At 69.4% G+C, this 13,397-nt stretch carries 13 protein-coding genes; 7 read left to right on the forward strand and 6 right to left on the reverse strand.

Annotated elements, in window-relative coordinates; all coding sequences use genetic code 11:
• Positions 1–186 precede the first annotated feature (186 nt).
• On the reverse strand, positions 187–1,371 hold the full coding sequence (locus CHB84_RS09335; RefSeq protein WP_089301143.1) for a phosphotransferase: 1,185 nt from the start codon (positions 1,369–1,371) through the stop codon (positions 187–189).
• Between the two features lie 110 nt (positions 1,372–1,481).
• Between CHB84_RS09335 and CHB84_RS09340 the strand changes: the two genes are divergently transcribed.
• On the forward strand, positions 1,482–1,985 hold the full coding sequence (locus CHB84_RS09340; protein ID WP_089301144.1) for a DUF309 domain-containing protein: 504 nt from the start codon (positions 1,482–1,484) through the stop codon (positions 1,983–1,985).
• A 61-nt stretch (positions 1,986–2,046) separates the two neighbouring features.
• Here CHB84_RS09340 and aspS read toward each other — a convergent pair whose 3' ends face one another.
• Positions 2,047–3,849, reverse strand: a complete 1,803-nt coding sequence (gene aspS / locus CHB84_RS09345; protein ID WP_089301145.1) for an aspartate--tRNA ligase — start codon at positions 3,847–3,849, stop codon at positions 2,047–2,049.
• A gap of 240 nt (positions 3,850–4,089) precedes the next feature.
• On the opposite strand from aspS, the gene CHB84_RS09350 reads away from it, so the two are divergent.
• Positions 4,090–4,743: a hypothetical protein gene (locus tag CHB84_RS09350; RefSeq protein ID WP_141134631.1), complete on the forward strand. Its 654-nt coding sequence runs from the start codon at positions 4,090–4,092 to the stop codon at positions 4,741–4,743.
• Positions 4,744–4,768: 25 nt separating this feature from the next.
• Here CHB84_RS09350 and CHB84_RS22850 read toward each other — a convergent pair whose 3' ends face one another.
• The gene (locus CHB84_RS22850) at positions 4,769–6,871 is read right to left on the reverse strand and encodes an intein-containing Rv2578c family radical SAM protein (RefSeq protein WP_089301147.1); all 2,103 of its coding nucleotides are present in this window, start codon (positions 6,869–6,871) and stop codon (positions 4,769–4,771) included.
• Between the two features lie 74 nt (positions 6,872–6,945).
• Here CHB84_RS22850 and CHB84_RS09360 point away from each other — a divergent pair, with 74 nt between their 5' ends.
• Together CHB84_RS09360 and CHB84_RS09365 are read left to right on the forward strand one after the other, a co-directional pair.
• On the forward strand, positions 6,946–7,752 hold the full coding sequence (locus tag CHB84_RS09360; protein WP_089301148.1) for a DUF3592 domain-containing protein: 807 nt from the start codon (positions 6,946–6,948) through the stop codon (positions 7,750–7,752).
• 117 nt (positions 7,753–7,869) lie between these two features.
• Positions 7,870–9,288 (forward strand): YibE/F family protein, encoded by a 1,419-nt coding sequence (locus tag CHB84_RS09365; RefSeq protein ID WP_089301149.1) that lies wholly within the window; start codon positions 7,870–7,872, stop codon positions 9,286–9,288.
• Here CHB84_RS09365 and CHB84_RS09370 read toward each other — a convergent pair.
• Positions 9,264–10,034 (reverse strand): helix-turn-helix domain-containing protein, encoded by a 771-nt coding sequence (locus tag CHB84_RS09370; RefSeq protein ID WP_089301150.1) that lies wholly within the window; start codon positions 10,032–10,034, stop codon positions 9,264–9,266. The genes CHB84_RS09365 and CHB84_RS09370 overlap by 25 nt on opposite strands.
• Before the next feature lie 64 nt (positions 10,035–10,098).
• Between CHB84_RS09370 and CHB84_RS09375 the strand changes: the two genes are divergently transcribed.
• Both CHB84_RS09375 and CHB84_RS22855 read left to right on the forward strand, forming a co-directional pair.
• On the forward strand, positions 10,099–10,647 hold the full coding sequence (locus CHB84_RS09375; RefSeq protein WP_089301151.1) for a TIGR03086 family metal-binding protein: 549 nt from the start codon (positions 10,099–10,101) through the stop codon (positions 10,645–10,647).
• 103 nt (positions 10,648–10,750) lie between these two features.
• Positions 10,751–10,915, forward strand: a complete 165-nt coding sequence (locus CHB84_RS22855; RefSeq protein WP_176439883.1) for a hypothetical protein — start codon at positions 10,751–10,753, stop codon at positions 10,913–10,915.
• A gap of 68 nt (positions 10,916–10,983) precedes the next feature.
• Here the strand turns inward: CHB84_RS22855 and CHB84_RS09380 are convergent, their stop codons facing one another.
• Positions 10,984–11,655: a hypothetical protein gene (locus CHB84_RS09380; protein ID WP_089301152.1), complete on the reverse strand. Its 672-nt coding sequence runs from the start codon at positions 11,653–11,655 to the stop codon at positions 10,984–10,986.
• 14 nt (positions 11,656–11,669) lie between these two features.
• Entirely contained in the window at positions 11,670–12,356 is a 687-nt protein-coding gene (locus CHB84_RS09385; RefSeq protein WP_089301153.1) for an MBL fold metallo-hydrolase, read from the reverse strand.
• Between the two features lie 153 nt (positions 12,357–12,509).
• Between CHB84_RS09385 and CHB84_RS09390 the strand changes: the two genes are divergently transcribed.
• On the forward strand, positions 12,510–13,358 hold the full coding sequence (locus CHB84_RS09390) for a peptidylprolyl isomerase (RefSeq protein ID WP_089301154.1): 849 nt from the start codon (positions 12,510–12,512) through the stop codon (positions 13,356–13,358).
• Positions 13,359–13,397 lie beyond the last annotated feature (39 nt).

Consider the following 13,397-nt stretch of genomic DNA (forward strand, 5'->3'; position numbering starts at 1 on the left):
CACCGGTTCCTCACGTAACTGTAGGTCTCGCCGCAGGCGGGTGTAGGGATCCGTGCCGGGCACCGTGAATTCCCTCTACCTGTATAGGTAGGACTCACACGGCAATTCGTTACATCCGCCACAACCCGGACAGACTACATACTGTCTCACCCGCCCGGGTGAGACGTGAGGCTTCTGCGTGTGTGCTCAGTGGAAAGCGGGGTACAGGCCGAGCTCGATCCCCGGGCCGAACCGGTCGTCCAACGCCTGCGCCACCAGCTCGGCGTGCTCGGCGATGCCCGCGAGCCCGAGCTGGCGTGCCTGCTTTGCCAGCTCCTGCCAGCACCACCGCACGGCCGCCGGGCGTTGCGTCCCGGCGGACACCGGATCCTCGAGCAGTTCGGGAAGTACCCGCACGCTCTGCGACCACACACAGATGAGCTGGCTGTCCAGCAGCCCCTCGGCAAGCGCCTCGTGATCGTCAAGGCCCGGCCACACGCCGGTAACCTCGGCGCTCCACGCCGCGACCATCGCCTCGCTCATACCGGGAGGCAGTGCCAGCGCGCCCTCCCAGAACGCGAACGGCGCCCGCAGGTGCGCGACATCGACCAGCGCGTTACGCATGCACCCGTGCTCGAAATCCAGGAACCGCACGCCGTCATCGGTGACGAGATTGTTCTCCGGGGACAGGTCCGTTGGCGAGAACGCGCGGTACTCCTGCGAGGTGACCCACGTGGCTGCGCGGTGCACGCGCTTGATGACCTGGTCCGGGGTGTCCACGAGCAGGTGCTCGCGCAGCAGCCGGGTGAGCCGGTCGCACGTGACCGGCAAGGCCTCGCCCTGCTGGTCGGTCTTGGCGCCGAGCCGCCGCAACAGCGCGTTGAAGTCGGGTTCCCGCCCTGCCGTCGTCGCGTGCATCCGGCCAAGGGTGCGGGCCCAGGACAGCAGTGTGCGCTCCGCGGTACGCGAGTCGTGCTCGGTGAGCCTTGCTTCGAGTGTCGGGGCGATACCCAGGTCTTCCAGTACCAGCACGCGCCGGGAGCCGTCGTGCGCGATCAGTTCCGGGCATACCCGGTCCTCCGGCGAGAGTGCGGTGAACAGCTGGTAGCTGGCCGACTCGGTCGCGAACGGGTCCGGTTGCTCGTCGAGCTCCCCAGGATAGTGCTTGATCACGAGTGTGCGGGGCAGTTCGAACGGCGAGGAGTCCACCTTCGCGCGCACCACGGAGGCCGGTCCGCTGCCGTGCAGGTCCTCGGGATCGATCAGCGTGATCTGCGCGCCGAATCGCTGTGCCAGCACGGACTCACCGGCAGCGACTACTGCCCCCAGTTTATCGGCGGCGGCTCCGTTGCCGGCGCGCTCGTCCCCGGCGGAGGAGGTGTGCACGCTCATCGCAACGCAGCCTACTAGCGACGGAGTCGGCGAGACCAGCTACCGGCAGCCGCAGGTATGAAGCGATACCGTTACGTTGTCGAAGACTACGCGCGCGGAGGTGCCGAGCGATGGAGCGCCCGACGTCGGTGGATCGTGACCGTGACGAGGAGGGCCGGGCACACAACTCCCGCCCCAGGGACGGACTGGGCCGCCCGCTGCCCTACGGCTCGGAGGGTGTCGAACGCCAGCCTGAGGGGGTCGAGCGCTCGCCCGACCAGGCCGTCGACGACGCGCAGCGGCTGCTCGACGCGGGTATGCCGTTCCACGCGCACGAGGTGTTCGAGGACGCCTGGAAATCGGGGCTCGACCCGGACCCCATGCTGTGGAAGGGCCTTGCGCAGCTTGCTGTCGGACTCACGCATGCCGCGCGCGGCAACCTCGTCGGCGGCGCCCGGTTGCTCCGGCGTGGCACGGAGAACATCCAGCCGCACGCTGTGAGCGCGCCGCACGGCCTCGCCGTTTCCGACTTGCTGGGCTGGGCGAACGAGCTGGCCGCCGAGCTGGACTCGGGCCACGGCGTCGACTCGGCGGCCGAACGCGCCCCGAGCCTGCGCGGTGGGAGCCGAACGTGACATCGGGCGCCCTCTAGGAATCCGGTGTCACCTTCGGCTCCTACCCGCAGGGGTGTGCGGGTTACTCCTCGGGGGCGGGCTTGGATGTCCCTGCGTGGGGTGCCGAGCCTTTGGGGGTGGCGTCCACGCCGGTCTCCTTGCGCTGCTCGGCGGTGATCGGTGTGGGCGCCCCGGTGAGCGGGTCGTAGCCGCCACCGGTCTTGGGGAAGGCGATGACATCGCGCAGCGACTCGGCTCCGGCGAGCAGCATCACGATGCGGTCCCACCCGAAGGCGATCCCACCGTGCGGTGGCGCCCCGTACTGCAGGGCATCCAGCAGGAACCCGAACTTCTCCTGCGCCTCCTCAGCGGAGATCCCCATCAGGTCCAGCACCCGCCGCTGCACGTCCGGCCGGTGAATACGGATCGACCCCCCGCCGATCTCGTGACCGTTGCACACGATGTCGTACGCCGCCGAGAGGGCGTTGCCCGGATCCGAGTCGAACTTGTCCTCCCACTCCGGCGTCGGCGCGGTGAAGGCGTGGTGCACCGCCGTCCACTCGCCCGTGCCCACGGCCACGTCGTCGGTCTGCCCCGCCGGTTCGAACAGCGGTGCGTCGACCACCCACACGAACGACCACTCGTTCTCACCGATGAGGTCGAGCATCCGCCCGATCTCGCCGCGCACGGCCGCGAGCAGGCCGCGCGCCTCGGAGGGCTGCCCGGCAGCGAAGAACACGCAGTCACCCGGTCCGGCACCGACCGCATCGGCGAGCCCCGCCCGCTCGTGCTCGGCCAGGTTCTTCGCGACAGGCCCGCTGAGCGTTCCGTCCTCGCCGACGAGCACATAGGCCAGACCCTTCGCGCCACGCTGCTTGGCCCAGTCCTGCCAGGCATCGAGCTGGCGGCGAGGCTGGCTCGCCCCACCCTCCATCACGACCGCACCGACGTACGGCGCCTGGAACACGCGGAAGGGTGTCGCCTCGAAGAAACTCGTCAGGTCGGTCAGCTGCACGCCGAAGCGCAGGTCCGGTTTGTCCGTGCCGTACTTCGCCATCGCCTCGGCGTAGCTGATCCGCGGGATCGGCGTGGTGACCTCGTGCCCGATCAGGCGCCACAGCGCGGCGATGACCTCTTCGGACAGCGCGATCACGTCATCCTGTTCCACGAAGCTCATCTCGATGTCGAGCTGGGTGAACTCGGGCTGCCGGTCAGCCCGGAAGTCCTCGTCCCGGTAGCAACGCGCGATCTGGAAGTACCGTTCGATCCCGCCCACCATCAGCAACTGCTTGAACAGCTGGGGCGACTGTGGCAGGGCATACCACGAGCCAGGCTTCAAGCGGGCCGGGATCACGAAGTCGCGGGCGCCCTCGGGGGTGGACCGCGTCATCGTGGGGGTCTCGACCTCGACGAACTCCCGGTCGTGCAGCACTTCCCGCGCGGCACGGTTGACCTCGCTACGCAGCCGCATCGCGCTCGCCGGACCGCCGCGCCGCAGGTCGAGGTAGCGGTGCCGCAACCGCACCTCCTCGCCGACCTCCAGCCGGTCGTCGATCGGGAACGGGAGCGCATCCGACTCGGCCAGCACCTCGAGTTCGGTGGCGAGTACCTCGATCGCACCCGTCGCGATCTCCGGGTTCTCGTTCCCCTCGGGACGCACGGAGACCTCACCGGTGACCCGCACGCAGTACTCGGCGCGCAGGTCGTGCGCGCGTTCTGCCATCTCACCCTCGCGGAACACGACCTGCGCGACCCCGGAGGCATCACGCAGATCGATGAAGATCACGCCGCCGTGATCGCGCCGACGCGCTACCCACCCGGCCAGGCTGACGGTCTGACTGGTGTGCTCGGCACGCAGGGTGCCCGCGTCATGAGTTCGAAGCACTGAGCTGCTCACTCTCGTTACGAAGTTCGGCCGGACGGTCCAGCTAAGGCTAACGAACCGCTGACCAGGTCCGGCGTCCGGCCACCGCACGACCTCGCGCGGCACACGTCCCGGACAGCGATTACTTCCCGTAATAAACTCGTCACAAAATTGCCATCAACTCATCACCCACAAGTGTCTTCTTTTACAGCACGCAATCAACCGACGTCGTATAGCAACACCCGCTGGCATAATCGGAATATGGCACATCATGCGATGGTGTTTCGGGCACTGATCTCCTGCCCCGCGGATATCGAACTCGACGACATCCGCGCCATCCAGGCTGCCATCACACGTTGGAACGTCCTGCTCGGTGAACGGTTCGGGTCGATCGTGATCCCCGTGCAGTGGAGCGAGCACGCCGCGGCTGCCTTCGGCGCCCCGCCCCAGGAGATCGTGAACGAGCAACTGGTCGAGACGGTCGACCTGGCGATCGCGGTGCTGTGGACACGGCTCGGCGCGCCCACCCCCGACGCCGAGTCGGGTACCGTTGAGGAGATCAACCGGATCTCCGCGGCAGGTAAGCCGGTCAGCGTGCTGCGCTGCGCGCGGCCCGTCGACTGGGCATCCCTGGACTCCGGGCAGCTCACGCGCCTCGATCAGTACCTCACCGAGCTCAAGGCGCATGCCTTGATCCTCAAGTACGCCGATACGGGCTCCCTCGCCACGCAGGTCGACACGATTCTGACCAGGCTCGTCACCCACGAGCCCGGACGCTTGGACAGCGGCCTCTCCGGAAGCGGGAGCGGGCCCCTGCCCTCGCCCCGCCAGGCCTCCGCCGACGAGAAGCAGGAGATGCCACCCGGCCAGTCGTACGGCCATTCCGGCCCCGAGGCCTCATCGCAGCACCCCTGACTCGCGGCGGTACACCACCATCCCGTCACAGCAACGTCAGCTGCTCGCCGGTGCCCGGATCCACGCGCTCCGGCCGTTCGGCGCCGTCCTGCGCGCGACCACCCCCGTGTCCCCGCAGTCCGTACCGGTGCGCGGCTCGCCGAACCCGTGCCGTGACCGTTTCCTGATAGCTCTTCGGCGCGTACGCCCCGCGCCGGTAGAGCTGCGCGTAGTAGTCGTACAGCCCCGGGTACCAGCGGGCGAGCCAGGCGAAGTACCACTCCCGCGCACCGGGACGCAGGTGCAGCACGATCGGGGTCACTCCGGTGGCTCCGGCGGCCGCGATCCCGGCGACGGTCGCCTCGATCTGCTCCTCGGTATCGGTCAGGCCCGGCAGGATCGGCGCCATCAACACCGAACAGCCGATCCCCAGGTCGGCGAACCGGCGCACGACATCCAACCGCCGCTGGGGACGCGGCGTTCCCGGCTCCACCGACCGCCATACCTGCTCGTCCAGCGAGCCGACCGAGACGGCGAGAGACACCGGAGCCTGTCGCGCGGCCTCGGCGATCAGCTCGGCATCTCGCAGGATCAGGCTGCCCTTGGTCAGGATGGACAACGGGTTGGCGAAGTCACGAAGCGCCCCGATGATCTGCGGCATGAGCCGGTACCGTCCCTCGGCGCGCTGATACGGGTCGGTGTTGGTGCCCATCGCGATCGGCTCGCCGCACCACCGAGGGTGCGCGAGCTCCTTGCGCACCAGCTCCCCGGCATTGACCTTCACCATGATCTTGGTGTCGAAGTCGTGCCCCGAGTCCAGGTCCAGGTACTCGTGCGTGCGGCGCGCGAAGCAGTTGTGGCTCACCACGCCGTCGGCGAGGAAGTCCCCGGTGCCTGTGGTGATGTCGTAGAGTGCGCGCTCCTGCCCCGTATCCGCGATCGAGACGATGTCGAGTCGAGCCTCCGGCTCGATCGCGACATCGTCGATGCCTCGCCCACCGATGATCGCCGGATCCGTCGTGTGGAAGAAGCGCAGCCGCTCCCGGAGCCCGCCGGTGAGCCGAACCACCCGCATGGACGGCCGGCCGGCGCACTCCTCAACGATGTAGTCGAAGCCGAAGCGTTTCAGACCGAGACAGACCTCGGTGATGATCTCGTCGTCGGTACTCGAGACCCGCACCACTCCACCCGAACAGCTGCCCTCGGAGTCGAAGATCCCCGCGAGAAACCCCTTACGCCACTCGTCGCACGGCGCGACAGGCAGGCTCGCGAGCTCACGGACGCGAGCGGGCGCGACACGCCGCGAGCTCGATACCGCTCGCCGGTCGACCGTAGCCGCGGCCACGTCCAACCGATCGGTACGCACGCCGAACGAGGAAAGATACCGTGCCGCGCGGCTCAACGCCTCGTGCTCGTCCGGGGCGAGGCGGAACCGGTAACCCCACTCGTCATTCACCGAGCGTCCCGTGCGGGTACGGCCGCACTCGCCGAGTACACCATCACCGTCGACAACCCCGCACAGGTAACCCTGCCGGTAGGTTTCGGTGTCCTCGGGGCCGCGCGCGTACCCGCCGGTACCGAGCAGGGTGTCGCCCTCGACGAGGTGCCCACGCGCCTGGCGGCCGGCCTTGGCACCTGTGACGTGCTTCCACCCGCTGGTGGTCAGAAACCGGTGATCGCCGCCCGCGACGAGAGTGGTGCCGTCCGCGAGCGTGACCCGGTACGCACGGTCCACCGTTGCCCAGTGCGCCAGCACCGGTGTCGCGGTGTAACGCCGGTGGTCGCCGACCCGTCGCGTCCCGTAGACGCGGTCGCCGACGCGGATCGAGGACAAGCGTTTGGTCCGGCCGTCTGCCATGAGGATGGGCGTATCCCCCGACAGGCAGTAGACGCAGGCGTGGCTGCAACCGCGGTACGGGTTCACCGTCCAGCGAAACGGCACCGCGGACTCCCCCGGCACGCGATTGATGATCGACCGCGCGCGAATCTCCACCGCGACAGCATCGGAGTCGTCACCGGAGACGACAGGGCCCGATCCAGGGGTGCCGAGCCCCGCCCTGCCCGTTCCCCTGTCGACCGGTTGCCGAACTTCACTGAGCTCCAGCAACGCTCCGTTGTCGATACCTTCTCTCAACTGTTCCCAGCGCACGCACCTATTCGAACACAAGTTCGACCTCACGTCCAGCTCCGACACGCGGCACGAGACATGCGACACTGCGCGGCATGAGCTACCGGGCCGGCACCATACGCCCCCTGTCCGGCAAGACCCGACGGTTCGTGCCGCTACTGCTCATCGGGCTCGGTGCCGCCCTCGTCCTCACCGCCGTCGTCGTGGCGATCGTGCTCGACCGCGCCTCGGCCGGCCGCACCGAGAGCACCGTGGCGACCGTCGTGGAGGTCACCGAGCGCACCACCCGGACACGCGACACCGACGGGCAGAACCGCACCACAACCACGTACTGCCCGACAGTCGAGTACACGGTGGACGGTGAGCTGTTCAGTCACGAGTCCGGCATCTGTACCGGCTCGCAGGAGGGCACCGAGGTCGGCGACGAGGTTACCGTCAACTACGACCCGGACGACCCCTCGGACGCCGCGGTCGACTCGTGGGCGCACAGGTGGCTCGCACCGCTGATCGTGGGCGGTGTCGGCGCGCTGTTCACGCTCATCGGAGCAATCCTGCGCGCCGCCGCACGAACCGGCACGCGCACGGAAGCGGCGGAGTCCGGTACCGGCGCGCCACGCGGTCAGGCGGAGGGCCCGGAGCCGGCGTTCCACCGCCCGTACTTTCCCGCTGCCCGGGCGGGAACGGCCGGCTACGACGTGGCGGCTGTCGACACGCTCATCGGGCACATCGAACACGCCTACCGCCAGATCGCAGGCGGCCAACCGCCCGACCTCACCGCGCACGACCTCGAGAACCACCAGCTGGCCACCACCGACACCCCCGGAAGCGGCTACGACACCGCGACCGTGGAGATGTACCTGACGTCGGTGCGCGGCGATCTGGAGCGGGTCCTGGGGCACTGAACACGCCGCCGCACGGCAGCCGGTGAAACGCGGTGCGGTGCAGGCACTCCACGCCGTGCGCGCGGACGGGTAGGTCCCCTGCGCGCGTCCGCTACCGCGTGCAGGAAGATTACCCGCGTGGCACGACACCAGAGCGGCAACCAACCCGAGCGAGCACGGCCGAGCCGGGCGTCCCCCGAGGAGGAAACCGGCCCGATCCAGCGTGTGCCACGGTTGTCCGACCCGGGAGGGATCGGACCGGCACACACCGGCCTGCGGCAGGACGGGGACGCACACGGAGCCGGCGATCCCGGCGGACACGGCCACGCGCATGCCCACGGGCCCGCCACGCCTGCCCCGCCGCGCGTCCGCACCCTGTTGACCGCGCTGCTCGTGCCGTTCGCACTCGCGGCGATCATCGGTATGGCGCTGCTCTACCCGTTCGGAGACGAGCTGCCCGGCAACGAGGGTCTGACAGGGACGCCGGTCGACGCCGACGTGGTCGCCGTCGCCGCGAGCAGCTGTACCCCGCAAGGCGACGTGGAGGTCGACACCGGTGGGGGCGAGCCGACGGAACACGGCTGCGTGGCAGTCGATATCGAGCTCGCCGAAGGTCCGGCGGCGGGGAGCACGATCACCAAGACGGAGCCGGTCGGCCCCGGGCGTCCCCAGTTCGCACCCGGTGACGCGATCGTGCTCGAGTACCACGGGGCCGCGCCGGAGCAAGCCGGGTCGTACCAGGTGGTCGACTTCCAACGCGGAACCCCGCTTTTCGTGCTCGCCTGTGCCTTCGCGCTGGCCGTGCTGCTGCTCGGACGGTGGCAGGGCGCGCGGGCGCTGCTCGGGCTCGGTCTGAGCTTCGTGGTGATCGCGCTGTTCATCCTGCCCGCGATCCTCGCCGGACAAGACCCCGTCCTGGTCGGCATCGTCGGCGCAGGGGTGATCATGTTCCTGACGCTGTACCTGTCTCACGGCCTGTCCGCACGGACCTCCGTGGCCATACTCGGTACGTTGGTCAGCCTCACCCTCATCGGGGTCATCTCGGCTGCCTTCACCGAGCTGAACCACCTGACCGGCCTGGACGAGTCCACGTCCACCCTGATCGGCACGCTCGGCGGCGGGATCGACACCCGCGGTCTCCTGCTCGCCGGGATCGTGATCGGGGCGCTCGGGGTTCTCGACGACGTCACCGTCACGCAGTCCAGCGCGGTTTGGGAACTACGCCACGCCAACCCCGCGCTCAGCCGGCGTCAGCTGTACGCTGCCGGGTTGCGCATCGGTCGCGACCACGTGGCCGCCTCGGTCAACACGCTGGTCATGGCCTACGCGGGCGCGGCGCTTCCTGTCCTGCTGTACTCGGCGATCTCCGGTGTCGGGATGGGCTCCATCCTCGGCTCGCAGGACATCGCGCAGGAGATCGTCCGTACGCTCGCAGGCAGCATCGGCATCGTCGCCGCTGTGCCCGTCACAACCGCGCTCGCCGCGCTGATCGTCACCGCTGGACCGGCAGGAACCGGCACCCGCGCGGATGCTCACACGCACGAGTTGCGGGCGTAAGCCGCGGGCGAGGTCCCCACCGACGCCGTGAAGTCGCGGACCAGGTGTGCCTGGTCGCAGTACCCGAGATCCGACGCCAGCCGTGCCCAGTGCACGCCTGTCCCGCGCGCCGCCATCTCCGCGGCGTCGTAGAGCCGGTACCTGCGGATCAGCCACTTCGGACCGATGCCGACGTGGTCGACGAACCGGCGTTGCAGCGTACGCACCGTCGTACCGGCCAACCCGGCGACCTCGTCCACGCGGCGAATCGACCAGTCACCGGCGACACGCTCGGCGAGCCGGACGGTGTCCTCACACGGCTGGGTGTCGCCCGGCACGAGGTCGCGAAGCCACGCGTCGACGGCCTCGGCCGTGGGCTCGGGGAGCTCGGTGCGGAACACGTCGGCGGCCGGGACCACCCGGTCGGTCAATGACACCATCGGCGCACGCACCAATGCCCGGAAGCCTCCGGGACGGAACATGATGCCCAGCGCGCGGCCTCGCCCTTCGAGCACACGAGTGAACAGGCGGGTCCGCACGCCGTGCACAGCGGCCGGCCCGTCCCCGAGTACGACGTTGGCCACCGGATGCACCAGCACGTGTTGCTCGTGCCGCTCCCCCGGCGGCAGGTCCCAGAGCACCTCCCAGTACCTGTCCACGAAGCGGGCCACCGCGGGAGACGGCTCGTGGCGCGTCAGCGCGAACCGCCGCAGGCCGGCAGCCGGGTACAGGATGCCCCGGGTGTCCCGATCGACCGGCTCGACCACGAGACCCAGCTTAGCGCGTCGCGTTTGTCCAAGACACCTGCACAGGCGCCGATACGCTTGCCGCATGACCGAGGTTTCCGAACGACACCGCCGACTGTCCAGAGCCTTCGCCGACAAGATCGCGGCGGTACCCCCCGACCGCTGGAACGCAGCGACCCCGTGCACCGAATGGAACGTGCGCGACCTCGTCAGGCACGTCACGGACAACCACGAGCTGTTCCTCGGGCTCGTCGGCAGGGACGTGCGCCCGCGCCCGAGCGTCGACGACGACCCCCTCGGTGCCTTCACGACGGGTAGTGACCAGATCCAGTCCGATCTGGAGGATCCCGCCCGCGCCGGTGCCGAGTTCGACGGCTACTTCGGCAGGTCCACGTTCGCGCAAGCCATCGACCGCTTCCTGTGCTTCGACCTCGCCGTACACGGCTGGGATGTCGCCCGCGCCACCGGCCAGGACGAGCGGCTGTTCCCGCAGGACCTGCCCTGGCTCTGGGCCGGTACAGAACTGTTCGGCGACGCGATCCGCAGTGAGGGAGTCTGTGGTCCCGCGGTCGACCCCCCGCCCGACGCTGATGAGCAGGCCCGCCTGCTGTCCTACCTCGGCCGTCACGTGTAGCGTGCCTCCCCGGCCCAGCGGGCCGTCGGCGAGAACCGTCCCGTGCCGACTCACCTCAACGTCGAGATCACGGCCCGTTGCCCCGACGCCGACGCGACCCTCCTTGCGGCTCGCGACCACGGGGCGCGGCTCCAGGGACGGCGACCGTGGCCACGATCGGCTGCTCGACCAGTGCAGGCAGTACCTGCACGCGCTTCGCATCGGCCGGGACCAGCTCGAGGCACGCTCCTACAGCGACATGCTGCTGGACGCCCGGCAGGGGCCGTGAGCGCAGAACCCGACCCTCAGGGATGCCCGGTGCGGTCCCCTGCCGGGCCTCGCGTCGTCCCGCCGGGCTCATTCCAGCGAGGCAACGAACCTGCTGACCGCATCCATGCGGTATCGCTGCACGAGCTTGCCGCTCGGCGCCGCCACCGCGAGCTGATGCAGCGGGCGCTCGCCGAACGGTGCCTCCCGCGCGGCCGCGCGCAGCTGGGCAACCAGCAGTTCGGTGAAGACCATGCCGTTGGCGTCGGTGTTGTTCGCCAAGGCGTCCGCGAGCCTGCGCAGCGCGAGGATGTCGAGCTCCCATCCGCGATCGCCTGCGTACACCGCCAGGTCGATACGGACCGACCTGCGCCGCTGATGGGCGTTGATCATCAACCCGACCGAACGCGCGCCGCGCATCTCCGTGACGAGGACATCGATCCGGCCGGCTCCCGTCAGGTCCACCCGCCGGGAGCCGCACGTACGCAGGATCAGTGTCGACCCCTCCAGCCACAGCCGCCTGCGGACCTGGCACACGAGCACGTACAGCAAGGGCAGTCCGACGGCTGCGGCCGCTGCCAGACCGGCGGTTCTGCCCCCGATCAGTCCCGCGATACCACCGCACGCCGCCGACAGCACCAGTACCGCCACCGCGCCCACCCAGAACCGGCGCCGCCGCACCTTCGCGGTCGTGCGATGCAGCGTGACACGTTCCGGTCCGCCGGACGTACCGCCGGAACCCGCCTCGTCGATATCGCTCATCCGCGCAACTCCACTTAACCCGAACCGGCACCGTGGGCCGGAGTGAGCCCCGCCAGGAACGGGTTACTCGCGCGCTCGTCCCCGATGGTGCTCGTCGTACCGTGCCCGGGCAGCACCACCGTCCTGTCCGGCAACGACAGCACCGTGTCCCGCAGGCTCTCCTGCATCCGCGCCATGTCACCACCAGGGAGGTCGGTCCGCCCGATGGCCCCGGCGAACAACGTGTCGCCGGTCAACGCCACCTCGCCCCCTTCATCGGTGGACAGCCGAAAGATCACCGATCCGGGCGTGTGGCCGGGCGTGAGATCCACCGCGATACTCAGGCCCGCGAGCTCGAGAGGTGTTCCGTCCAGCTCGACGACACGCGCCGGTTCCGTCATCTGCACCTGACCGCCGAACATCGCGGACAGCTGCGGCCCGAGTCCCTTGAGCGGGTCCGACAGCAGCTCCCGATCGTCGCCGTGAATGTAGACCGGGATGCCGTGCGCGTCCGCCACCTCGCGCGCGGAGTACACATGGTCGAAGTGCCCGTGTGTGGCCAGCACCGCGACCGGAGTGAGGCGGTGCTCGGCCAACGCCTCGTCGATCCTGGTGACCGCGTCCTGCCCGGGGTCGACGATGACGCACTCCGTACCGTCGCCCGTGGCCAGCAGGTAACAGTTGGCCTGGAACGCGCCTGCTGCGAAGCCGGCGACGAGCACGAACTCACCTCCATACGATGCGGTGCGCTGCCCGCCAAGCGTACTGGGACCTCCGCTGCGGCCTCACAGGGTGCGCCAATAGAATCCACCAGCAGGAACAGGCCGAATCCGCCGGCCCCCGAATGGGCCGGGCACCCGAAACCAGGAGCCTCCGTGGGGACGAACGAGCAACGACGCGCGGCAGCGAAGCGCAAACTCGAACGGTCACTGCTACGTCAGTCCGGACGGGAACGGCGCAACAAACGCCTCGCGATCACCGGAACCGTCACGGCTGTCGTGGTAGCCGCAGGGCTCCTGCTGTTCTTCGTCGTTCAGCAATCCGGCAACGAATCCGCTGCCGACGAGCAGGAGGACGGCGACCCCGGCGAGGCGGCGTTGGAGATCCCGGCCGAGCGCGTTGCCGTGCCCGAGCGACCGAACCCGCTGCCCGACCCGCAGACATGCGAGTACGACACCGGTGGGGACGAGTCCGACAGCGCGGTGTCCCCACCGGACGGCGACGAGGTACCTGCCGAGGGGACCGTGGACGTCGTCCTGGAGAGCACCGCAGGCGACGTCCCGCTGACGCTGGACCGCGCGCTGGCGCCGTGCACGGTCAACAGTCTCGTCAACCTCATCGAGCAGGACTTCTACGACGACACCGCATGCCACCGGCTGGGCACCGCGGGACTGCAGATGCTGCAGTGCGGCGACCCGAACGGCGACGGTACCGGCGGCCCCGGCTACACCATCCCCGACGAGAACTTCGAGGAGCTGCACTACGGGCGCGGCCTGCTGGCGATGGCGCGTACGGCCGAACCGGACAGCGGGGGCAGCCAGTTCTTCATGGTCTACGGTGAGGCGGAGCTGCCGCCGGAGTACACCGTGTTCGGCACGGTCTCCGACTCCGGGCTCGAGGTGCTGGACTCGGTGGCCCGCGACGGCGTCGCCTCGCCCGGACCGGACGGCACCGGCGAGCCCGACACCGAAGTCCGGTTCACCGACGTCACCATCGACGCCTGAGCCCGCTCACCCGAGCCCGCTGGTGGGGAGCCGAAGGTG

Source organism: Haloechinothrix alba (assembly GCF_900188115.1).
Taxonomy (GTDB): domain Bacteria; phylum Actinomycetota; class Actinomycetes; order Mycobacteriales; family Pseudonocardiaceae; genus Haloechinothrix; species Haloechinothrix alba.